Origin of the sequence: Gemmata sp. SH-PL17 (assembly GCF_001610855.1) — a bacterium.
GTDB classification, from domain to species: domain Bacteria; phylum Planctomycetota; class Planctomycetia; order Gemmatales; family Gemmataceae; genus Gemmata; species Gemmata massiliana.
Map to the genome: position 1 here is coordinate 5,926,625 of NZ_CP011271.1, position 22,998 is coordinate 5,949,622.

16 protein-coding genes are annotated in these 22,998 nt (G+C 62.0%); 15 read left to right on the plus strand and 1 reads right to left on the minus strand.

Annotated elements, in window-relative coordinates; translation table 11 throughout:
• The first annotated feature begins 1 nt into the window (after nt 1).
• From VT84_RS42415 to VT84_RS24520, 13 genes are all read left to right on the plus strand, one after another.
• Complete coding sequence (locus VT84_RS42415) at nt 2-1,084, plus strand: glycosyltransferase (RefSeq protein ID WP_410000408.1); 1,083 nt, start codon at nt 2-4, stop codon at nt 1,082-1,084.
• Entirely contained in the window at nt 1,084-2,292 is a 1,209-nt protein-coding gene (locus VT84_RS24465) for a glycosyltransferase (protein ID WP_082841327.1), read from the plus strand. The genes VT84_RS42415 and VT84_RS24465 overlap by 1 nt, the downstream gene beginning before the upstream one ends.
• Nucleotides 2,293-2,341: 49 nt before the next feature.
• Complete coding sequence (locus VT84_RS24470; protein ID WP_082841328.1) at nt 2,342-3,829, plus strand: alkaline phosphatase family protein; 1,488 nt, start codon at nt 2,342-2,344, stop codon at nt 3,827-3,829.
• Between the two features lie 226 nt (nt 3,830-4,055).
• A complete protein-coding gene (locus VT84_RS24475; RefSeq protein WP_082841329.1) occupies nt 4,056-5,270 on the plus strand; it encodes a glycosyltransferase in 1,215 nt (404 codons plus the stop codon).
• On the plus strand, nt 5,267-6,337 hold the full coding sequence (wecB, locus tag VT84_RS24480) for a non-hydrolyzing UDP-N-acetylglucosamine 2-epimerase (protein WP_052560393.1): 1,071 nt from the start codon (nt 5,267-5,269) through the stop codon (nt 6,335-6,337). The genes VT84_RS24475 and wecB overlap by 4 nt, the downstream gene beginning before the upstream one ends.
• A 67-nt stretch (nt 6,338-6,404) precedes the next feature.
• Entirely contained in the window at nt 6,405-7,724 is a 1,320-nt protein-coding gene (locus VT84_RS24485) for a nucleotide sugar dehydrogenase (RefSeq protein WP_052560392.1), read from the plus strand.
• Between the two features lie 101 nt (nt 7,725-7,825).
• Complete coding sequence (locus tag VT84_RS24490) at nt 7,826-8,371, plus strand: serine O-acetyltransferase (RefSeq protein WP_082841330.1); 546 nt, start codon at nt 7,826-7,828, stop codon at nt 8,369-8,371.
• A 142-nt stretch (nt 8,372-8,513) separates the two neighbouring features.
• Entirely contained in the window at nt 8,514-9,773 is a 1,260-nt protein-coding gene (locus VT84_RS24495; RefSeq protein WP_052560390.1) for a glycosyltransferase family 2 protein, read from the plus strand.
• Between the two features lie 63 nt (nt 9,774-9,836).
• Nucleotides 9,837-10,952 (plus strand): hypothetical protein, encoded by a 1,116-nt coding sequence (locus VT84_RS24500; RefSeq protein ID WP_052560389.1) that lies wholly within the window; start codon nt 9,837-9,839, stop codon nt 10,950-10,952.
• Between the two features lie 51 nt (nt 10,953-11,003).
• Nucleotides 11,004-11,738, plus strand: coding sequence for a hypothetical protein (locus tag VT84_RS24505; RefSeq protein WP_082841331.1), 735 nt, complete (start codon nt 11,004-11,006; stop codon nt 11,736-11,738).
• Nucleotides 11,739-11,880: 142 nt separating this feature from the next.
• Nucleotides 11,881-16,239: a tetratricopeptide repeat protein gene (locus VT84_RS24510; RefSeq protein WP_082841332.1), complete on the plus strand. Its 4,359-nt coding sequence runs from the start codon at nt 11,881-11,883 to the stop codon at nt 16,237-16,239.
• 140 nt (nt 16,240-16,379) lie between these two features.
• Nucleotides 16,380-17,438: a polysaccharide biosynthesis/export family protein gene (locus VT84_RS24515; RefSeq protein WP_162271833.1), complete on the plus strand. Its 1,059-nt coding sequence runs from the start codon at nt 16,380-16,382 to the stop codon at nt 17,436-17,438.
• Between the two features lie 66 nt (nt 17,439-17,504).
• The gene (locus VT84_RS24520; RefSeq protein ID WP_052560385.1) at nt 17,505-17,978 is read left to right on the plus strand and encodes a hypothetical protein; all 474 of its coding nucleotides are present in this window, start codon (nt 17,505-17,507) and stop codon (nt 17,976-17,978) included.
• Nucleotides 17,979-18,068: 90 nt separating this feature from the next.
• Here VT84_RS24520 and VT84_RS24525 read toward each other — a convergent pair whose 3' ends face one another.
• On the minus strand, nt 18,069-19,160 hold the full coding sequence (locus tag VT84_RS24525) for an FHA domain-containing protein (protein ID WP_162271834.1): 1,092 nt from the start codon (nt 19,158-19,160) through the stop codon (nt 18,069-18,071).
• Nucleotides 19,161-19,769: 609 nt separating this feature from the next.
• On the opposite strand from VT84_RS24525, the gene VT84_RS24530 reads away from it, so the two are divergent.
• Both VT84_RS24530 and glmS read left to right on the plus strand, forming a co-directional pair.
• A complete protein-coding gene (locus tag VT84_RS24530; protein WP_052560383.1) occupies nt 19,770-20,243 on the plus strand; it encodes a GNAT family N-acetyltransferase in 474 nt (157 codons plus the stop codon).
• 136 nt (nt 20,244-20,379) lie between these two features.
• A complete protein-coding gene (glmS, locus tag VT84_RS24535; RefSeq protein ID WP_052560382.1) occupies nt 20,380-22,212 on the plus strand; it encodes a glutamine--fructose-6-phosphate transaminase (isomerizing) in 1,833 nt (610 codons plus the stop codon).
• Nucleotides 22,213-22,998 lie beyond the last annotated feature (786 nt).

The following is a 22,998-nucleotide window of genomic DNA, read 5'->3' on the forward strand; positions in this document are numbered from 1 at the left end:
CGTGATTAGTCTGATTCGTTCCGCCCGCCAGCGCGGGCACCGGGTCAGCGTGGTGTGCGTAGAGCGCCCGGGCACGCTCGCTGTTGAAGCAGAAAAAGAGGGGGCAACGGTACTCAGCCTCGGCAAACCAACCGGGCGCCACCCGGAGTTCGTTCAACGGGCCGCCCGTGCCCTCACAGAACTCAAACCGGACGTCGTTCACACACACCAAATTGGCGCCGCGTGGTATTTGGGACAAGCGGCTCGCGGACTTGGCATTGCCCCTGTTCTTCATACCGAGCACGGTAACGAATTTGCCCGGTACACGGGCTGGTGGAAGAATCTAAAAATACGCCTGTTTCTACTACAAGCCGCCCGATTAGTTGAAAGGTTCTGCTGCGTATCGGAAGAGATTGCCGGCGCCGTTACCAAGTGGCGCACGGTTCCGCGTGCGAAAGTCGAAGTCGTCCCGAACGGCATTCCAACGGGCCCTACACCGAACGAGCTGTCCCCTGCGTCTGTACGCGCCGCACAGGGGATCCCAGAAGGCGCTCTTGTAATTGGGACCGTCGGGCGCATGGCAGAAGTCAAGCGCCAAGATCTGCTCCTCCGCGCGGTCGCGGAGCTCCGCCAAACGGTACCAAACGTGCATGCGCTTTTGGTTGGCGACGGTGACCAGCGGGCCAAACTGCAAAAACTTGCCGGTGAACTCGTAATCGCGGACCGTGTTCACTTTGCGGGATACCAAGCGTCTCCGGAGCACTACCTGAGAGCAATGGACGTGTTTGCTCTTACGAGTCGATCCGAGGGCTTTCCGGTATCCTTGTTAGAGGCGTGGCTCGCGGGCCTGCCAACCGTTTGTTCCGCAGTCGGGGGCATTCCGACCATCGTCACTCACGACGTCAATGGGCTGTTATTCCCCTCCGGAGACGAAGGGGCGCTTGTGAAATCGCTGTTACGTGTCCTAAATGATTCTGACACGCGGATACGGTTGGGACGCGCGGGGAATCAGGTCGTTCACGAACGATACTCGCTCGACCGGATGGCAACCGAATACGAAACACGATACCGGTCCCTCATTGCTGCCTCAAGAGAGCCCCGGTGATGCGAATACTCGCTCTAACGAACCTGTACCCGAACCCGTACCAGCCGAACCGGGCGACGTTCAACCGGCACCCACTGCGACTGCTCGCGGAACAGCACTCCGTGCGCGTTATTGCGCCCGTTCTCTGGACCGATGAGCGAAACGCCCGTCGCGCGGGAGCGGCCCGACTCCCGGGCAATCGGCAGATGATTTTCGACGACCTGACCGTCGACCATCCGCGTTATTGGTACACGCCCAAAGCCCTGCGATCCTGGTACGGGCACTTCTTCCTGTGGTCGGTGCGGTCCGTATTCCGGAAAGTTGTTGAGGAGTTCCAGCCGGACATCGTGTTCACCCCGTGGGTGTACCCGGACGGATGGGCCGCGGTCCGGTTGGCGCGCCGGTTCGGGTTACCCGTCGTCCTCAAAATACACGGCTCGGACGTTCGACTGGTCGACGACTTCCGCGGCCGAGACCGAGGAACCGTCGAAGCCCTGAATCGGGCGCACGGGGTCGTTGCCGTGTCACAAGACCTTGCGACACGCGCGATCCAACTCGGAGCCGACCCGGGCCGAGTCACAGTCATCACCAACGGGGTCGACCGGGCCAAGTTTAGCCCCGGCGACCGGTGTGCCGCACAAACCAAACTGGGCCTGTGCCCCGGCGTGCGACACCTACTGTTCGTAGGCAATCTCGTTGCGGTCAAGGGTTTGGACGTACTGCTAACGGCGCTCGCGCAACTCCCGGCGGAAATCGCTCCTTGGGAGTTGCACATTATCGGCGAGGGCAATCTTCGGGGGCCGTTGGTTGAACAGGCCGCTGCCTCCGGCTTGGCGAACCAGGTCCGGTTTCACGGCGGGCGCCCGCACGCGGAGCTCCCGGACTGGTTCCGGGCGGCCGACCTGTTCGTGCTCCCGAGCCGGTCCGAGGGTACGCCCAACGTGCTCCTTGAAGCGGCTGCGTGCGGTACGCCGTTTGTGGCCACGAACGTCGGTGGGATCCCCGCGATCGCTCACCTCGGTGCGAGTCGGCTCGTGCCGCCAACTGATCCGGTGCAGCTGGCCACCGCAATCGCCGGCGCCCTCGTCGCGCCGCCCCCGAAACCGGTTGAGGGGCCGCGCGACAGTCACGAAACGGCCGCCGATCTTGCCGAATTTCTGATTAAGACACTCGATCGGTCCCGATCGCGCCATATACCTCAGGTGGCCGGCCCGAGTCCGGTTCAATAGCCGGACCTCGCCCCCACGAGTCGCTCGCTTTTTTCTAGGGAGGCTCCCCATGATCGCCCGGCCGACACGAAAAGTTGTTCTGATCGAGCTGAACGAAATCACCTGGCGCTTCGTGGACCCGTTCCTTCAAAACGGGACCATGCCCGCCCTCGCGGATCTCGTGCGCCGCGGCGCGCGGGGCACCCCGATCGCTCCCGAAGTGCCACCCGATCTCGACCCGTGGATCTCGTGGATGACCGTGTACACCGGGCGCCCCCCGGAAGAGCACGGGGTCAAGTTCCTCGAGCAACCGCCCGAAACCGTCCGGGGGCCGAAAATCTGGGATCTCGTGGCCGACGCCGGCAAGTCGCTCGGCCTGTTCGGGTCCATCATGTCTTGGCCCCCGCGGAAAGATGTCAAGGGGTTCTGGGTGCCCGGCACGTTCTCGCCGAGCGCCGAGACGTTCCCAGCCGAACTGCAGCCGATTCAGGACATGAACCTGAAGTACACGCGGGCCCACACGCCCCTCGCCGACGGGGTGAAAACGAGCAAGCTCGGGATGCTCGCCCAGCTCCGCAAGCTCGGGCTGAAGGTCACGACCCTGGCCTCGGTCGCCCGGTACTTCGCGCGCCGCACGCTCCGGTTGGCCAAAGACTGGGAGAAGGTGAGCTATCAACCGCTCATTAATCTCGACTTTTTTGAGGCACTGTGGAAAAAGCACCGCCCGGACTTTTCCACGTTTCACTCGAACCACGTTGCGCACTACCAGCACCGGTTCTGGCGCTCGACCGACCCGACCCCATTCCTGGAAAAGCCCGACGCTACGGAACTGAAGCAGTTCGGTGGCTCGATCCAGTACGGCTACCGAACGGCCGACCAACTGATCCGTCGGGTGCAGAAGTTCGTGAACCAGGACACCGTACTCGTCGTCGCGTCCGGCCTCGGGCAACAGCCTTACGTCGTTGAAGAGTACCGCGGCGGCCGGTCCGTCGTCCGCATTCAGGACATCGGGCGCGTGCTCGAACTGCTCGGCGTGGCCGGGAAGTGCAACCCGTATTCGGTCATGGCCCCGCAGTGGAACATCCAGTTCGATGACCCGGAAGTGCAACGGCGAACGGTGCAAGGATTCCAAGCCGCCTACTACAAAACGCCCGACCAGCCGCTCTTCTCGTGCCAGGAGGTCGGGAACACGATTTGCGTTAACGCGCTCCAGAAGCTCCCCCGCCCGATCGATTGGGACGCCGACTGTGTGTTCCCCACGACCGAGCGCACGACCAAGATGCGCGACCTGTGCGCCGAAAAGGACGCGACCCCCAAACAGGGCTACCACGATCAGGCCGGTATGATCGTTATGTCCGGCCCCGGAGTCCGGACCGGTGCGACGATCGGGGCGTGCAGCACCCTTGACATTGCCCCCACGCTACTGACGCTCCTCGGCCTCCCGATCCCGGTACACATGAAGGGCCGGGTTCTCGAAGAGGCGCTAGAACCGGACGTCCGTCCGATCCGAGCGGACCAGCCGGCGGGGGACCGGGTGCTGTCCCCCGCCGGTGCCTAGTAGGGCCAATTTATCGGCGGGCGCGAAACGAGGTCGCGCCCGCTAGCTCCTCGGCCCGCACTAAACGGGCCGGCCCCAAGAACGTACATTTCGTCCGAGACGGATCGCGGCGATGCAAGTAAGCGCGGACGCGCAACGTAATGTGATAGTGACCGGACGGGGCCATTGACGGAACTGCCAACCGTCCCCGTGCCCAACCCGCGCCGAGATTCTCCCGGAACCAACTATGCCAACCTTAGCTGTCAGTCGCCCGGCCGGCTCATCTCACACACTCGAGCACCCCCTCCACAACCGCGACATTCTCTGTTTCAGTCACGACTGGACCGGCGACCCGCTGTCCAAAACGCACCTCATGCGTCTGCTCGCCCGGGACAATCGGGTTCTGTGGGTCAACTCGATCGGCTATAGAACCCCTGGGCTAAACAAAGCCGACGTCGGGCGACTGTGGAAGAAACTGCAAGCGGCCCGGGAACCGCTCCGCGAGGTTGAGAAGAACATTTTCGTTCTGAACCCGCTCGCCGTTCCCGCTTACGGGCTCCGGGCGGCGCGGGTACTCAATCGCATTTGGTTGCGGCAACAGGTCCGGTCCGCAATGCGAAAGCTGCGGTTCTCGAACCCGATCAACTGGGTTTTTAATCCAGCCGCGGCCGTACTAGCCGGCGCGTTCGGAGAGAAGACTCTCATTTACCAGTGCGTCGACGAGTACAGCGCGTTCTCGGGTGTCGCCGGCAGCGCGATTTTGGATCTGGAGACCCAGCTCCTCAAAAAAGCGGATCTGGTCGTGGTGTCGGCGGACAAGTTGTACGAGACCAAGAGCCCGCACAACCGAAACACAGTGGTCGTGCGCCACGGGGTCGACTTCAATCACTTCCGGAAAGCCCTCGACCCGGCCACCGTGGTCCCGCCCGAAATCGCTTCGCTCCCGAAGCCGATCATCGGCTTCTTCGGCCTCATCGCCGACTGGGTAGACGTGGAGCTCATGGCCGAGGTCGCCAAGCGCTACCCGACCGGATCGATGGTCGTTCTTGGTAAAGCGACGACCGACGTTTCCGCGCTCGCGAGTTTGCCGAACGTTCACCTCCTCGGGCGCAAGCCCTACGAGCAACTACCGGCCTACTGTAAAGGGTTCGACGTCGCACTGAACCCCTTCCGGATCAACGAACTGACCCTCAACGCCAACCCCTTAAAAGTGCGTGAGTACCTCGCCGCCGGGCTCCAAGTGGTAGCCACCAACATCCCGGAGGTCGCGATCCTCGGCACCTGCCGGATCGGAGACACGCACGCGGAATTCATCCAGCAAGTCGACGACGCCCTGAAGGTCCCTGGCCCTCGCGCGGAAATCAGCGAGCAGGTTCGAACCGAGGGGTGGGACGCCCGGCTGAGCGAAATCGAACACCACCTGGGCAACACTCTGGCCGCCAAAAAGGGATCCACTCGATGAAGCTGTCCGTTATCGCGGGTGCCAGACCGAACTTCATGAAGATCGCCCCCATTATGTGGGAGATCGCGCGCCGACCGGGGGTGACCGCCCAACTGGTTCACACCGGCCAGCACTACGACGAGAAGATGTCGAAGTTGTTCTTCGAGCAACTACAGATTCCGAAACCGAACATCGATCTGGAAGTGGGGTCGGGTTCCCACGCGGTCCAGACGGCCGAGGTGATGAAACGGTTCGAGCCGGTCGTGCTCGAACAGAAGCCGGACGCGGTTATTGTGGTCGGGGACGTGAACTCGACGATCGCCTGCGCGATGACCGCGGTCAAACTCGGCGTTCCGGTCGCGCACGTCGAGGCCGGGTTACGGAGCTTCGACCGAACGATGCCCGAGGAGATCAACCGCCTCCTGACCGACGCGATCAGCGACTGGTTGTTCGTCAGCGAGCCGAGCGGGATCGAGAACCTCAAAAAAGAGGGAACCGATCCGAAGCGGGTCTTTTTCGTCGGCAACGTCATGATCGACACGCTGGTCGCGTGCCGCGACCGGTTTTCCGCGGCCGGTGGGCTGGATGCGTTCGGTGTCCGCCCGAACGAGTACGTGGTCCTCACGCTCCATCGCCCGGCGAACGTCGACGACCCGGCCGTTTTCGGGGGCCTGATCCGCGCGATCGAAGCGGTCCAGCGCGACCTGCCGATCGTTTTCCCGGTGCACCCCCGGACCCGGAAAATCATGGCGGCGCAGTCGACCCACCTGCCCAACGTGAAGCTGGTCGAACCGCTCGGGTACCTGGAGTTCATGAACCTGGTTTCCAACGCCCGGTTCGTCATGACGGACTCCGGCGGGATTCAGGAGGAAACGACGTTCCTCGGGGTGCCGTGCCTGACGCTCCGTAACAACACCGAGCGCCCGAGTACCGTCGATCAGGGAACGAACGTGCTCGTCGGCCTCGACCCGGACCGCATCATCGCAGCGGCACAAACCGCGGTTCGGGCCGACCGGTCGGCCCACCGCGTCCCCGAGTTGTGGGACGGGCGCGCGTCCGAACGGATCATCGACGTACTCACGCGGTGAGGCCGCACGTGCCTTTCCCATATACCCCAAACCGAGACTCACAGTGACCACTGCACCCTCGAACTCGATGTCCGCCGCGCTGGGCGAAGCCATCCGCACCAAAAAAGCCACGATCGGGATCATCGGTCTCGGGTACGTCGGGCTCCCGCTCGCCCGCGGGTTCGCGACCAAGGGGTTCCCGGTTCTCGGGTTCGATGTCGATCCCGTGAAGGTCGAAAAACTCGAGCGCGGCGAGAGCTACATCGGGCACATCGACGCCGAGACGATCAAGCAGATGCGGCAGAACAAGTTCGCCGCCACTACCGATTTTTCGCGCCTCAAGGAGGCGGACGCGATCATCATCTGCGTGCCGACACCACTCACCGACGCGCGCGAACCGGACCTGACCTACATCGTCAACTCCGTGAGGGCGATCGCGGCGACGCTGCGCAAGGGGCAGATCGTCGTCCTGGAGAGCACGACCTACCCGCGCACCACGCGCGACGTTGTTCTGCCGATTCTGAGCGAAACCGGCCTCAAAGCGGGCACAGACTTCTTCCTCGCATTCAGCCCGGAACGGGAAGACCCGGGCAACGCGCACTTCTCGACGACGACCATCCCAAAGGTCGTGGGCGGGCTGGACCCGACGAGCCTCGAACTCGCGGCGGCCATGTACCGCCAGGTGATCGTGAACGTCGTTGAAGTGTCGGCGCCCGAAGTCGCGGAGGCGTGCAAGATCCTGGAGAACACGTACCGGGCGATCAACATCGCGCTGGTGAACGAGCTGAAGGTGCTCTACGACCGCATGGGCATCGACGTGTGGGAGGTGATCGACGCGGCCAAAACTAAGCCGTTCGGGTTCCAGGCGTTTTACCCCGGACCGGGGTTGGGCGGGCACTGTATCCCGATCGATCCGTTCTACCTCACCTGGATCGCGCGCAAGTACGGACTCAACACCCGTTTCATCGAGCTCGCGGGCGAGGTAAACACCGCGATGCCCGCTTACGTCGTCTCGAAAGTGGCCGACGCACTCAACGACGCGGGCAAGCCTGTCAAGGGGAGCAAGGTGCTCTTGCTCGGAATGGCGTACAAGAAGGACATCGACGACCCGCGCGAGTCGCCCGGCTTCGAGCTCCTCGACCTGCTGTTCAAAAAGGGAGCAAAGGTCAGTTACAACGACCCCCACATCCCGACCCTGCCGAAGATGCGCCACTGGCCACACTTGGAGCCGATGGAAAGCGTCGCGCTCACGCCCGAAGCGCTCGCCGGGTTCGACTGCGTGCTCATCGCCACCGACCACACCGCCTACGACTACTCGTGGATCGTCGCGCACAGCCCGCTCGTGGTTGACACGCGCAACGCGACAAAGAAAGTCACCTCGGGGCGCGAGAAAATCGTCAAGGCGTAACACACCATCAGATGTCAGACGTTAGCGGGTCCGCTGACGTGGTTTGGCTGCTAGTTCTCGAATAAAATCACTTGTGGCGTTTCTGAAATGGCACCACACCCATGATCCGAACGACCCGACTCATCCTCTCCGACCTTCGCGCGAAAGCCGAGTGGTGCTACGAGACCCGTGGGTGGAAGGGGATTATTAAGGTACTGCTCACGGACGGCACCCCCGCAATGATTTGGTACCGGCTCATGCAATGGGCGCGGCGCTGGCGGCTCGCTCCACTTGAGATGCTGTTCAATCGAATGAACACAATGTGCTGCGGGTGCATCATTGGACGCGGAGCCGAATTCGGGGCCGAATTTGTCCTGATCCACTCCCTCGGGGTCGTAATTAACGGAAACGTCCGTGGGGGCGCTGGCGTTAAAATCGAGCACCAAGTGACAATTGGGGCCGAGAAGCGCCAAAGTCCGGTGCTCGGCGACAACGTGTTCGTGGGCGCGGGAGCCAAAATCGTCGGCGCGGTTCGGCTCGGGGACGGGGTGAAAATCGGTGCGAACGCCGTTGTCCTGACCGATATCCCCGCCGGCGCGACCGCGGTCGGAATTCCTGCAAAAGTGGTTCGGATTGTGGAACCAAACGCAATTGAGATGCGACAATAGATTGCCGAGGAAAAGGTGTCTTTTGGCGTATTACCCTTTGACAGATGTGCCTGCCGCCATTACCATCACAACCTGAACATACCTGCCGATCCCTTACACATTTTACACGCCCGACGCTGACCGCCCCCAGCGAGATTAACCCATGCTCTCTGACGCCCTCTCCATCGCGTTCTGGACATGTTTGTTTCTGGCGTCGTTCACGTACATCATTTATCCATTCTTAATTCTTGCCTTCGCTTATTTATTTGGTCGCCGAACGCCCAAGCACGCTGCTGTTAAGTTTCAGTCACAATCCGCGGAGGACGCGGTTTTAATCGCAAATTCGGACGAAGCTGTTCCCACGCTCTCGCTCCTCATCGCCGCTCACAACGAAGAAGCGGACATCGAAGCCCGGATCCGGAACGCGCTCGCGTTGGATTACCCGGCCGGGAAACTCGAAATCGTGATCGCATCGGACGGTAGTACCGACGCAACGAACGACATCGTCCGGAAGTTCGCGGACCGCGGGGTGCGTCTCCTCGCGTATTCACTGAATCAGGGTAAGGCGTCGGTCCTCGACAAATCGGTCCCGCGTCTGAACGGGGAGATTGTCATCCTCTCGGACGCGAACACGCACATGGAACCGGACGCGGCCCGGCGGTTGGCGGCGTGGTTCTCGGACCCGGACATCGGGGTCGTGTGCGGGCGCCTCGTCCTGACAGACGCGAAGACCGGCAAAAATGTCGACGGTTTGTACTGGAAATACGAAACGTTCCTCAAAAAGTGCGAAAGCCGCTTGGGAGCATTGTTGGGCTCCAACGGTGCGATCTATGCGATCCGCAAGTCTCTCTTCCCGGGTATCGCGGCCGGAACGATCATCGATGACTTTGTGATCCCGCTTGACGCAAAATTACAGTCGGGGTGCCGGATCGTGTACGACCCGGACGCCGTTGCCCACGAAGAAACAGCGCCAACGATGCGCGCGGAGTTCCGCCGACGGGTGCGAATTGGCGCCGGTGGGTTCCAAAGTATCGGGATGCTTTGGCCCTTGCTCTCGCCGATGCACGGGTGGGTGTCGTTCACGTTCCTGAGTCACAAAGTGCTGCGCTGGGTGTGCCCGTTCTTCCTTTTGGGAATGTTGGGCGCAAACGCGATGCTTCTCAGCGATCCAGTGTACGCTTGGACGATGGCAGCTCAAGCCGCGTTCTACGCCCTCGCGGCCGTCGGCAATTGGCTCCCTGCTCGACCGCGGTTCCTCCGTTTCTTCCGGCTCCCAACGATGTTCGTGTCAATGAACGCGGCCCTGTTCCTCGGGTTCTTCCGCTGGTGCCTCGGCCGCCAAGGCGGTACGTGGAAGAGGACCGACCGCACGACCGAAGGATTGAACCTCCCGGGAGCCCAACCCGTCGGTTCCGGGCAATAACAACCTTCGTGACCGAGTATTGTTCGAGTCGAGTGTGGGAAACAGTGAGCAGGAGCACGCCGGATGTTGGGCTTGAGTAGTCGAGGGCTGAATCGCTGGCTCGTTCCGTACCTGCTCTCGGGGGCGAAGCGCCAGGCGCCGCCCTCCGGACAACCGGTCCACCTGCTCCTGGCGATTTGCGATCACTACGAACCAAAGCGCGGGAACGCCCCGCTCGAAAAAGCCCGAGCGCGGGTGCGGCAGTGGATCGATGAATATCCGCGCCTCTTCGACCGGTTTCGTGACGCGGACGGGATGCCGCCGCGGTACTCGTTTTTCTACCCACAAGACGAGTACGAACCGGAGCTGGTCGACATGGTGGCGGAACTGTGCCGCCATAAGAGCGGTCAGCGGTACGGTGAAGTGGAGATCCACCTCCATCACGACAACGACACAGCGGACGGGCTGCGGCGCAAGTTACTGGAATTCAAACGAGATCTGGCCGAACGGCACGGACTTCTCTCGAAGGACAAAGAAACGGGCGAGATCGTTTACGCCTTTATTCACGGCAATTGGGCCCTCGACAACAGCCGGTGTGACGGGCGCTGGTGCGGGGTAAACAACGAGCTGGATGTTCTACGCGAGACGGGGTGTTACGCAGATTTCACCATGCCCTCCGCGCCCAGCGAGACACAAACGCGGAAAATCAACAGTATTTATTGGGCTATAGACGACCCAAATCGACCGAAGTCCCACAACACGGGCACCGATTTGGGTACCGCACCACAGCCCCCGAACAGTCTCCTGATGATCCAAGGGCCGTTGACTTTAGACTGGACACGAAAGAAGTGGGGATTTCTCCCAAAAATCGAGAACTCGTGCTTGCAGAAAAGTCAACCGCCGGATAAAAATCGCTTGGAACTCTGGCTCCGTTCGTGCGTTAAAATTCCGACGAAACCTAACTGGTACTTCGTCAAATTGCACACACACGGAGTAAATGAACCCAACCAAGACGTGCTCCTCGGTGAGCCAATGGTTCGGTTCCACGAGATGCTCTCGGAGCGTGCGAACCGGGATCCCCTTTTCCGGTTCCACTATGTAACGGCGCGGGAGATGGCAAACATCGCTCTCGCAGCCCATCGCCAACTGGATCTGACCATCCAAGAAGCGAGATCGCTCCGGTACATCCCACTCGGGTAACTTCGCCCAGTGGGCCCACCGTGGGTCCCGTTCCCCAAGGAGGACGCCCCAATGTCCCGTTTGAAGTTTCTCATGGTGGCGACTGTTGCTGCCGCAGCAGCTCTGTTCGCCCCGGCAAAGAGCGAAGCCGCCCTCACCGTTGTGATCAAAGATGGTGCCAATACCACCACCTTAACCGACGGTGACAACGACGGGCTTATCCAAACAACCGCTGCTACCAACGCCACCACCGGTGGCATCGTTGTGGGCGGTTACCGTATCGGTTTGACTTCGAGTTTTACGCCTGGCTCGTTTTCTTCGGACCTCACGACGAACACGACCTTGAAAGTTTTCCGCACCGGTGGGGCTATTTCCGGTCCCCTGGAGATTACCGTTATGGAAGACAACTTGACAACCCCCACCGCTGGCCCGAGCGGCTTGTTGAATTTGCTCAACTCCCTCACGCTGCTGCAAGTTGGTGGAAGCGGGAGCCAGGTTTCGGCGGTCACGACCGCCAGCAACATTCCCGCTGGTCCCGGTGATCCCAAGAGCACAAGCGCTGTTACGCTCTCGGCTCTTGGCTCGGGCGATTCTGACACAACGTTCGCCCAAACGACGAACCCCTACTCGCTGAAGCAAGTATTTACTGTTACGCTTGGTTCGGGCGGTTCTGCGAATTTTAGTGGTTCCGGAAGCGTCAACGCCGCTCCGGCTCCCGCCGGCCTCGTGATGCTGGCGACCGCTCTGCCGTTCGCCGGTTTGCTCCGTCGCCGCCTCCGCAAGAGCGAAGTCGCGACCGCTGCCTAAGTTTGTTATTCAGTTTTAGGCACCCCTGAAAATCGCGTCGCCTGGGTAGTCATCCGATTACCCAGGCGACTTTGTTTTTTGCACACACCTGCTACACTTCAAGCACTTCACTACCCCGCGATCAACACCTTTTGGTCCTTCCATGCAACTCAAAATCAACTGGCGGTTCCTCGCGAAGTTTTCCGCCGCGACCCTTCTAATGTTGATTGCGATTCACCTCGCCCACGGCTGGCAGGCGCGTCGTCAAGTCGGAGCGTTTCTCCGCCAAGCCGACGCCGCGCGCGACGCCAAGGACCGAGACGAGCAGGCAACGGAACGCGAGGTCACGTACCTCAAACGATACTTGGCAGCGAAGCCGAGCGACACGGACGTTCACGAACGGCTGGCCCGATTGATCTGCCGGTCGGCAAAATCCAACCGGGAGATCCAAGAAGGCTACCTCGTCGCACAAGACGTTCTGCGCCGCGACCCGACACGTGACGACCTGCGCAAGTTTTCGATCGATTTCGCGATGAATCAGCTCAACGATTTTCCGAGCGCGATCTCCGATATTGACATCCTGCTTCAAAAGCACCCCAAAGATGGTGAACTCAAGGCCCAGAAGGCCCGTTGTTTGGCGCTAACTCAGAAATACGAGGCCGCCGCGAAGCTCTACGGAGAGGCCACCGAGCTCCGCCACGATCTCGTCGATGCCTACCCCCTCTGGGCCGCGATTCTTCGCACAGAACTTAAGAACGAGAGCGCTGCGGACGAAGCCGTTGCAAAAATGTTGGACAAGAACCGAGAGAACTTTCGCGCGCACCTATTAGTCGCGAGCTACTGGCGCACGTTTTGGAGACTCGATCAGGACGCGGCCCGCGCCGCACGAGCCGTTGTAAAAGCACAAGGTCTGATAAAAGAGCACGAAAATAAAAAGCCAAATGACACCAACAACATCAAAGTTATCGACGCCATTAACCAAGCGGTAATGGCGGCCAAGAAACTGGCCCCCGAGGAACTCGACGTCATCATTGCGGCGTCCGATGCGCTGCGATTCGAGAGCTACAAACTGGCCCAATCCCAGAACAAAACAGAGCGAGAACAGGCTAAAGCCAAATTTTCGGCGTCTTACAATCAGTTGAAAGCAGGGCTCGCAAAGCACCCCCAATCGCCCGCTCTTTATCTCGCACTCGCGGCCCGAGAAGCCGAACAGCGCCAGGAAAAAGAACCTGTCGCGGTTATCAAAGAGGGCCTCACTGCGGTCCCCGACTCGGCACCCCTCGCGCTCGCACTCGTCGACTACCAGATCCGCGCGGGGGACGCCCCCGGTGCGACCGAAACGCTCGCCAAACTTAAGGGCCGCGGCCTCTTACCCGCCGAGGCCGGGTACTACGAATCTCGAATTCAGATGTTAAGGGAGCAGTGGGCCGAAGCCGCAACGGGCCTCGACTATGTGCGCAATAACGTGCCCAATAATCCGGCCCTCGGGCGCGAGGCGAACCTGCTACTCGGGCGCTGTTACGAACAACTGGGGCAACTTGATCGTCGGCTCGATGCGTTCACACGAGCCGTCCCAACGGACACAACCGACGTACTTTGGATTCCCGCGCTACTGGGCGTTGCCGAAGCCGAAGCCGCGCTCGGGAAAATTGATGCGAGTTTACAGACCTACATGAAGCTCAAAGACCGGGTTCCGGGAACGTGGTTACAAATCGCGCGCATCCGGATGGCCAAGGAACTCCAAGCGCCTGCCGACAAGAAACGAGGGTGGCGCGAAACCGAAGAAGCACTGAAAATCGCTGAAGACGTTTTCCCAAAAGACAACGCCGAGGTTCGCATTCTTCGGGCGCGGCTCCTCGCGGCGCAAGGTAGCCCGAACACGGCCCGCACGCAACTCGAAGCCCTCAGGTCAGAGAACCCCAAAGATAGTTCGGTGTGGCTCGCCCTCGTCGACCAGGATTTGCGCGACAAGAACTGGAAGGGCGCGGTCCAAACGCTCGACGCGGCCGAAAAGGCAGGTCAAGATTCGCCCGCCCTCCGGTTGGCCCGCGCCCGCCTCTGGGTCGAGACCCGTGACGAAAAACTCACCGAAAAATTTGAAACCCTCGCAAACGCTACTGACAAATTCACTCACGATCAACAGAGGCTCCTGCTGCGCGGTTTGGCTGAGCTGGCCCCCGCGCCACTAAACAGTCGGCTCTGGGACCGCCTCGCCGCGCTCCGCCCGCTCGACCTTAATGTCCAACTGACCCGCTTCGATCTCGCTCTCAGCTCCAAAGATGAGGACAAAGTCGCGAGTGTTCTGCGGGCGATTCGCAAGATCAACGGTGAGGCCGACTCCGCGGCGCGACTCTGTCAAGCGATCTACTTGATCTGGCGTGCTCAATACAAACAAGACATGGCAGGCCTCAGCGAGGCCGAGGGTCTGCTCGCCGGTCTGGAGCGCGAGCGGGGTGAGTGGGGCCGAGTGGCGTTCGCCCGGGCACTGATTCACGACTTGCGCGGCCACTACGGCCCCGCACTCGTGAAATACCGGCACGCGGTCGCCTACGGTGAAGCGAGTCCCGACGCGATCCGCCGGTTACTGGAGTTGCTCCGGAACAACGGCAATCTTGACGAGATCGCGAGCGTGCTCCAAAAGGTCGCGCAGCCTAACGACCCGACCTCCCTACGAATCGCCGCCGAAGCGGCGCTTCACGCGGGTAACGTGGACCGAGCCGTCGAACTCGCGGAACGGGCCGTACCCGCGAGTTCGACGGACCACACCGATCACATTTGGTTGGGGCAAATCTACTTCAGCGCCGGGCGCCATCCCAAAGCCGAAACCGCACTGCGCAAAGCGACCGGGATCCGACCGGAATCCCCAGACGGGTGGTTGCCCCTGATCCAGTACCTCGCCGTCACCAAACGCACCAGCGAGGCAGAAAAAATTCTGGACGAGGCCCAGGGCAAAGTGTCCCCGCCCGAACGGTCCCTGTTCCTTGGTTCGGCCTACGCCTTCCTCGGGAAAGAAGACAAGGCCCGTGAAGCACACGCACAAGCGCGAGCCGAGCGCCCGGAGCACCCCGGAACGGTCCGCGCTGAAGCGGTGTTCCTGTACCAGCACCCGAAATTCGACCCGGACAAAAAGAACGCGGACGCGATCGAAGCGTTCCGCCGACTGCTCGTGCTCCCGACGGCCTCCGCCGACGACCGGGACTACGCCCGCCAAATGATCGCGATCTGCTTCGCGTCCAGCCCCGATTACGCGGTTTCGCGCCAGGCCCTGTCGGAACTCGGTTTGTTGCAGGGGAACCAGTTGCGCCCGCTCACGGGGACCGAGTCCCCTGCGGAGCGCCGGGCCCGGATCCTCGCGCTCGCGTTCCAGCGCGAGCGCGAGAACCGGCTGGAAGCCATTCAGTTGCTCGAGAAATCCGACAGCGTCCTGACCCCGGACGACCAGTTCCTACTCGCCCAACTGCACCGCTCGGTCGGCCACCCCACCCAAGTTCGCACGGTCATGGCCGGTTTGCTCAAGAAAAACGGCCGGGTCGCGCGCTACGTCCAGTTCTACGCCGGCTGGCTGCTCCAAGCCGGCGACCACGTTGCGGCCAAAGAATGGGTGGACCGGCTGATCGAGTTGCAACCCGACGCCCTTGTGACCGCGGAGCTCCGGGCCCGGCTCGCGGTTGCCACGGGGGACACGAGTGCGGCGCGAGCGATCCTTGTCCCGCGTGCGAACGCCCCCGACGCCCCGGTCCCGACGATCGCCCGCGTGTGCGAGAGTCTGAAGCTCTACGAGGACGCCGAGCGGTTGTTCCGGCGCGCGGTGGAGAAGGCCAAAGAAAAGCAACCGGACGCCCCGCTCCTACTCGCCGCGTTCCACGGCCGCCGCGGGCAGACGCCCGAGGCGCTCCGAATTTGCGATGAGGTTCGGAAGAAAGCCCCCGTACTGACCGTCGCGAAGGTCGCCGTTGAGGCCCTTTACGACAGCCCCGCCCCGTCGCGCACGGACACGGAACACGTGGCCGCGTGGCTCAGTGAGGCGAGTACCGGCGCGAGCGGAGCGACCAAGGCGCTACTCACTCAGCTGCTCGCCTCGGTTCGTAACCTCCAAGGGGATTACGCGGGCGCCATGAAACTGTACACCGACGCGATCAGCGCCAACAACAGGGACGCTCTGGCACTGAACAATCTCGCGTTCCTCGTCGCGGCCAAAGACCGGGACTACCCCCGGGCGCTCAAGCTGATCGAACAAGCCAAGGAGGCCCGCGGACCGTTCATGGACCTGCTCGACACAGAAGCCCTTATTCGGATCGAAACCAGAGATTTCAGGAGCGCACAGGCGCTGCTCGAAACGGTAACGGCCGAGGCCCCGAGCGGCACCGCTTTTTACCACCTCGCGCGAGTGGAACTCGAACTGGGGGACAAATCCAAAGCGAAATCCACGTGGCGGCGCGCTCAGGAACTGGGAGTCAAACTCGCCGACCTGCACCCCCTCGAGCGCCCCGAGTTCGAGCGCGTGTCCACCCTTTTAAAGTAGCACTGGCCCGCGCGACCCGTTACACCCCAAAGTCCCCCGGGGCGCGGACACATTTCCGCGCCCCGATTCATTTCACCTCAGGTACCGATTGTGCCGATTAAATCGGCATGATGTTGAAACGTCACGGTCGGGGGGCACACATGAACGCGATTCGGAAGACCGTCGGGCCGACTGTTGTTTTAGTAGCTGCGGTGTTGGCCGGTAGCGGGTGCCTCAGCGCTGGGCCTCACGGGCCGGTAACCGCGCCCCCGGATTTGCCCCGCGAGTTGGTCAAGGTTTCGTTGCCCGACTACCGAGTCGAACCGCCCGACGTGCTCCTGATCGAAGCCGTCCGCGCGATCCCCAAACCGCCGTACCGGGCCGAACCGCTCGACGTACTGTTCGTATCGCTCGCCGACCCCGCCGGCGAACCGCTTTCGGGACCAGTGAGCATCGAATCGGACGGGACGATCAACCTCGGGGCCTCTTACGGCGGGTCGGTCAAAGTTATCGGGTTGACGATCCCCGAGATCCGAGCACTTCTTGAGGACCACCTGGAAAAGGTGGTCAAGTTAAAGGCCCCTCGGCTCACGGTAACGTTGGCCCAAGGGCGTGCCGCTCAGCGCATCAATGGCCCGCACCTCGTCCGGCAGGACGGGACGGTGTCCCTGGGAACCTACGGGAGCGTGCGGGTTTCGGGGCTGACACTGGCTGAAACCCGACAAGCTCTCGAAGCGCACTTGTCAACTTATCTCGAAAAACCCGAGATCTCGGTCGACGTTCAGGGGTACAATAGCAAACTGTTTTACGTCATTCAGGACGGTGGCGGGGTGGGACAAACAGTGACCCGTTTGCCCATTACGGGTAACGAGACCGTTCTCGATGCGATCTCGCAACTGAACGGGCTCTCACCGGTCGCCAGCCAAGACCGCATCTGGGTGTCGCGCCCGGCCCCGGTCGGCGCCAGCCCCCAGATCCTGCCGGTCGACTGGCGCGCGATTACCGAGTGCGGGGACACGAGCACGAACTACCAGTTGATGCCCGGGGACCGCGTCTTCGTCGCCGCGTACCCAATGGTTCGGGTCGATTCCACGATGGCCCGACTTTTTGCCCCGATCGAACGTGTTCTCGGAATCACCTCTCTGGGAACCGGCACCGCGAAGCAGATCCGGTTCTTTAACCAGTTCAACGGTGGCGGCGGCAGTGGCTTCGGCCCGTGACGCACAGTCGGCCCTGTGGTATGATCTAAGGGTCCAGGCCCCGAATCGATCCCGCGGAGAAACTTCATGAAGTGGCGTGTACTCGCGACGATCAGTGTGGCGCTTCTCGCGACCGACCGGGCGTCCGCGCAACCGCAGGTCGGCCCCCCGACCCAGCGCCCGACGATCAGCCCGTACCTCAACCTTCTCCGAGGAGGGGGATCAACGGCCCTAAATTACTACGGTCTCGTGCGCCCCGAGATCCAAGCCCGTCAGTCGATCCAGAACCTCCAGGGGGGTGTCACCGCGAACCGACAAGCAATCGACAACATCGACTCGGGCGCGTCGGGCGGCGACGCATCCGCAACGGGTCACCAAGCCGGGTTCCTCAACCACGGCAGTTACTTCATGACCGGCGGGGCCGGGCAAACCGGTGGTATCGGCGGCGCGAACCGCTCGGCTGTCAACAACAACCGGGCGCTCACTAACCAAGTTCGCCCCCCCGGACTACCCGGGGGGACCGGGGGCGCCCTCGGCACGCCTCCCGCGCGAAAGAAGTAGCCACTCGTTTAAGTGCGGTAGTCAACGGTGTGGCCCCAACCAGTTACTGTTGAGAGTAACTGGTTGGGGCCGCACCGTTGACTACCACTCTCAGTTCGATTTCTTCCCGTTCGCACTCGATGTTTTCTGCACGAGGCGATCCAGGAACCACGTGTGGGCGTCCGCCAACAGGTGAGCCTCGGCGGGGTCCACGACCCGTGGGACGGGGCGAGGGGCCGACGGGGGAACGGTCGGCGGCGTTGTTGCCGTGGGCGCCGCGAGCGCAGGGGCGGGAGCAGGGGACAGCGGGGCCGTGCGCGCTTCGCGGATCAGTTCCTGGACCTGCCGCATCTGCTCGCACATCATCGCCGTGTGCTCCTGCTGCATGGTCGTGAACATCCGGGCCATCGTCACGAAGCACTGCTGGAACTGCTCCATCATTTCGCGGAGCGGAACACCACCCGCCCCTGTTGAATCGAGTGCCGGTGCGAACGGACTCTGCTGCATCCCACTCACACCAAACGGAACCGGCGGGTGGGCGGTCGAGGGACCGACCCGGAGCAGCAGCGAGATCTTCCCGAGTTCGATCAGGTCACCGTCGCGGAGCGACGTGACCCGGGTCGGGCGCCCGTTCAAAACGGTCCCCCCGCGGCTCAGCAGGTCCACGCACCAGATCCCCTCGCGCGTCTTCACGATCGCGCACTGAAAGTACGCAACGGCCTCGTCCAAAAAGCGGAGGTTGCAGTTCGGGTGGCGCCCGACCAGGGTCACCGGTTGGTCGAGCGCGAAGCGCCCGTTCGGCCCGCCGGGGGCGTGAACGTCGAGGGTCGCAAGGGGAACCGCGTCCGGATTGAACCCCGGCTCGCGCCACTCGGACTCACCGGACAATTCCCCCGTGGCGGTGATCTGAACGTCGAACATCCCGATCCGGACCGTTTGGCCCGGGTGAATCCACCCGCGCCCCTGCCCCCCGTCGTCCCACAGCACCCCCGTCCGACTCCCGAGGTCGATGCAGTACGGCACCCCGTCAACGAGTTGTAGGTAAGCGTGGCACTGACTCACGCTCGGGTCGTCCAATCGAACACCGGCCCGCGGCGCGCGCCCGAGAAGGGCATACGGCTGCCCGATGCACTGGGAGCGAACCTCTCCGCTCGTCCGGTGAACGGCGTGAACGTCGAGACCGCCGGGAAGTCTGGTTGCCAAGGCGAATACTCCCGAGGACGATAGGGAAGTGGCACCATCTGACTGCGACATTCAGCACACTCGGGACGAGACTATTTGGAGGCGCCGATCGGCGGCGCGCGAATTCGACCCCTTAAGGACTAATAATTAGTCTAGAGCACAAGATCGCGCCGCGATACCGAAGATCTCGCGAACGCGGTTGTGGGCGAATCCGCAATATTTCGTACCCAGTTGCACAATGTTAGTTTGGGTTTCGCAGCAGAAAGCGGCACCGATTTTCTTGATCTTTTCTTCGTTTTCAACCTCACAGCTGCACCTCCCCCTGCGGGAGCCAGTTGTGTTACGGAAATCCGCACGTTCTTCTTTCGCATTAACAACGTGTGGCCCGTCGGGAAGCGCGGGCCTCCGTTTGTAGCGTGATCTATCCAACACACACACACACACTTCGGCTTCACCGAACGGCGGGCGCGAATTGATGCTCTGGTGAAAGCGACGGGCGGGTTACAAATGGGCGCGAATATTCATCGAATTTGACCGCACTTCCGTTGTAGACGGTGCTCTTGCCCGTTACCATTCCACCTCTCTCTCCGTTTTCGGTACTCGCCCAACACCAAACTCTGGAGTCGCCCCGTGCCGACCGAAACCGAACTCCACTACATCTGCAAGCCCACCGCCCTTCGCCCCGTCGCCCGCGTGATCGATTTTCTCACCACACAGGAATTCCTCGCTGACGAACCCGCGTGCAAGCGCCTCTGGGATCTCGTCTCCACCCTCTTCCGCACCCGCAGCAAGTTCCTCGCTGTGTGGTCTGGTGTTAAGTACGTGGCCGTTCACCGCGAACTGGACGGCCGCGCGGACGGCTTCCTTCTCGTGAACGCCCCGATCAACTGGCAGATCGACTACGTTGTCGTCAGCCCCGAGGCCCACGGCCGCGGGATCGCGTCCGCGCTCGTCACCGAAACTGCGAACCAGGCGTTCCTGCGGGGCGTTCCCTACGTCATGCTCACCAGCAAAGAGAGCCTGCGCCGCCTCTACGAGGGCTGCGGGTTCGTCCCCGTCTCCGAGTCCCCCGCGCTTGTCGCCGCGGACTGCCAAGCTATCTAAGTTCCTTTCGCCCCGATCCGAACCAACCCCGCCGCGCGATTCCCGATGCGGCGCGGGCCACACCCATCTCGTGTGCCCGCTCGGACCCACACTTACCCCTTAAAACTCATTCTCCTTTGCAAATCGGAGTGATCCCATGTGTGGCATCGTCGGCTTTACTGGTCGTCGTGAAGCGTCACCGATCCTGTTCGAGGGCCTGCGCCGGCTCGAGTACCGCGGGTACGATAGCGCCGGTCTCGTGACGAGTACGGGCAACCAGCTCCACGCTCGCAAAAAGGCCGGGCGCCTCGCTGAACTCGGCAAGCTCCTCGCGACACAGCCGGCCCCGGGCTGTCACGGTATCAGTCACACGCGATGGGCCACCCACGGCGGCGCCACCGACCGCAACTCGCACCCGCACTTCGACTCCAAAAACGAAATCGCTCTCGTTCACAACGGTGTGATCGAAAACTTCGCCACTCTCAAACAACAGCTCCAAGCCGACGGGGTTCAGTTCCGTTCGGACACCGATACCGAAGTGCTCGCGCACCTGATCTCCCGCTTCTACCGTGACGACCTGCTGACCGCGGTCACTGCGGCCCTCGCGCTCGTGAAGGGCACCTACGGACTTGCCGTCATGTGCCGACACGAACCGGGGGTGATCGTCGGCGCGCGGTTCGGTAGCCCGCTGGTCATCGGGATCGGCCCGGACGGGCACTTCCTCGCGTCCGACGCGACCGCTCTCGCTGGCTTCGCCGAGAAGGTCGTCTACCTGAACGACCGGCAGGTGTGCCAGATCGACGAAACCGGGTACGTCATTCGGAACCAGGACTTCGACACGGTTGATGTTCCGGTCCACGACATCGCCCACTTCCTCGGCGACGGTGACACGGAAAAGGGCGACTTCCCGCACCACATGCTGAAGGAGATCTACGAGCAGCCCGAAACGCTCGCCAACGCGATGCGCGGGCGCCTCGAAGCCGACAACGCGACCGCACACTTCGGGGGGCTCAACCTGGGCGCCCAGCAGTTGCGCCAGATCGATCGGGTGGTAATGACCGCGTGCGGTACCAGCTACCACGCGGCCCTCGTCGGCGAGTACCTGTTCGAGGAACTGGCCCGCGTGCCGGTGGAAGTCGAGTACGCGAGCGAGCTGCGGTACCGGAACCCGCCGATGGACCGTAACACGGTGGTGCTCGCACTCACCCAGAGTGGGGAAACCGCTGACACGCTCGCCGCGCTCCGCGAGAGCAAGCGCATGGGCCACACGACCCTGGCCATCTGCAACGCGGTCGGCAGTTCGATCGCGCGCGAGGCCGACGGCGGGGTGTACCTGCACGCGGGTCCGGAGATCGGGGTCGCGAGCACCAAGGCATTCACCTCGCAAGTGGCCGTGCTCGCGATGCTCGCGTTGTACCTGGGGCGCACACGGCACCTGTCGAGTACCCAGGGCCAGCGCATCATCGCGGACCTCCAGGCGCTCCCGGACGTGATCCGCAAGACGCTGGAGTGCCACGACCAGGTGAAGCTCGTGGCCCAGAAGTACGCGGGGGCCAAGAACGTGCTGTACCTGGGGCGCCAGTACCTGTACCCGGTGGCCCTGGAAGGTGCGCTGAAGCTCAAGGAGATCAGCTACATCCACGCCGAGGGGTACCCGGCCGCGGAGATGAAGCACGGGCCGATCGCGCTGGTCGACGAGAGCACCCCGAGCGTGTTCCTGGTCCCGCGCGGGAACGTGTTCGACAAGGTCATGTCCAACATGCAGGAGATCAAGGCCCGCGGGGGGCCGGTGATCGCCATCGCCAGCGCCGGGGACCACGAGGTTTCGGCCGTGGCCGACGACGTGATCGAGATCCCCGACGTGCCCGAGTACCTGCAGCCCATCGTCACCGCGATCCCGCTCCAGCTCCTCGCCTACGAGATCGCCCTGCTCTGCGGGTGCGACGTCGACAAGCCACGCAACCTCGCCAAGAGCGTTACAGTCGAGTAACTGGAGCAAACGGGCAGTTTGGGATGGATGCGTCAAAACTCAGAGTAGTAAGAATTTTCTGACTTTGGCGCTTCCATCTTGTCACAGATCGTGATACCGTCCCCTTACGCTTTTACCCGGAGTTTACACAACGATACTTGACACTAATCAGTTGGAATCTGGAGCTACCGTTCTCGCACGGAGTTACCAACTTCCATCTGATTGACATGGTCCCATGACTGCCTGGGATCACGAGGAACGGACGCCTCCAACCTTTTTCTCCAATCTCTACGGAATGGAATTCCGTGGGAATGTTGTGAGAACCGCTGAGGGAGCCGCTCCATGCCAAGCGTTGCCCGCTCCGCCCGCCGGTCCCAGTCGAATCTGGCGCCGACTCACAGAAACAACCCCGTCACTTCTCCGCCCACCGCGGGCTTTCGAGTCAAAGATCGCCTCGGGCGTCTGACCGTGTTCCTCATGGGACCGTTCTTGGCCTGCGCGTATCTCGCGGTTGTGACCGTACTTAGGCTCACGGACCGGGGTCACCAGTAACCCACAACCGTCCGAAAATAGTTCCCCCGCCAATTTGTGGGCGGGGTTACTTTTCGTTTCGTGCGAACGCGGAGCGGAGATCGTTTGTTTGCTCCTCGTCACGCTCGTTCCACGTTCGACCTGATTTGAGCGAGTCGTACCCACTCAAACGGCTAACATTTGCTAACATTTCCCGGGTACGACAGCATCAGCCGATCGACACAAATCATTTCCACATAGGATTTTACGAGCGACACCTTCGCAGTATGTTGTTAG

Coding starts and splice junctions, on each gene's coding strand:
- VT84_RS24500 (WP_052560389.1), top strand. CDS start 9,837: ATGTTGGGCTTGAGTAGTCGAGGGCTGAATCGCTGGCTCGTTCCGTAC.
- VT84_RS24505 (WP_082841331.1), top strand. CDS start 11,004: ATGTCCCGTTTGAAGTTTCTCATGGTGGCGACTGTTGCTGCCGCAGCA.
- VT84_RS24465 (WP_082841327.1), top strand. CDS start 1,084: ATGCGAATACTCGCTCTAACGAACCTGTACCCGAACCCGTACCAGCCG.
- wecB (WP_052560393.1), top strand. CDS start 5,267: ATGAAGCTGTCCGTTATCGCGGGTGCCAGACCGAACTTCATGAAGATC.
- VT84_RS24470 (WP_082841328.1), top strand. CDS start 2,342: ATGATCGCCCGGCCGACACGAAAAGTTGTTCTGATCGAGCTGAACGAA.
- VT84_RS24515 (WP_162271833.1), top strand. CDS start 16,380: ATGAACGCGATTCGGAAGACCGTCGGGCCGACTGTTGTTTTAGTAGCT.
- VT84_RS24485 (WP_052560392.1), top strand. CDS start 6,405: ATGTCCGCCGCGCTGGGCGAAGCCATCCGCACCAAAAAAGCCACGATC.
- glmS (WP_052560382.1), top strand. CDS start 20,380: ATGTGTGGCATCGTCGGCTTTACTGGTCGTCGTGAAGCGTCACCGATC.
- VT84_RS24495 (WP_052560390.1), top strand. CDS start 8,514: ATGCTCTCTGACGCCCTCTCCATCGCGTTCTGGACATGTTTGTTTCTG.
- VT84_RS24475 (WP_082841329.1), top strand. CDS start 4,056: ATGCCAACCTTAGCTGTCAGTCGCCCGGCCGGCTCATCTCACACACTC.
- VT84_RS24490 (WP_082841330.1), top strand. CDS start 7,826: ATGATCCGAACGACCCGACTCATCCTCTCCGACCTTCGCGCGAAAGCC.
- VT84_RS24520 (WP_052560385.1), top strand. CDS start 17,505: ATGAAGTGGCGTGTACTCGCGACGATCAGTGTGGCGCTTCTCGCGACC.
- VT84_RS24510 (WP_082841332.1), top strand. CDS start 11,881: ATGCAACTCAAAATCAACTGGCGGTTCCTCGCGAAGTTTTCCGCCGCG.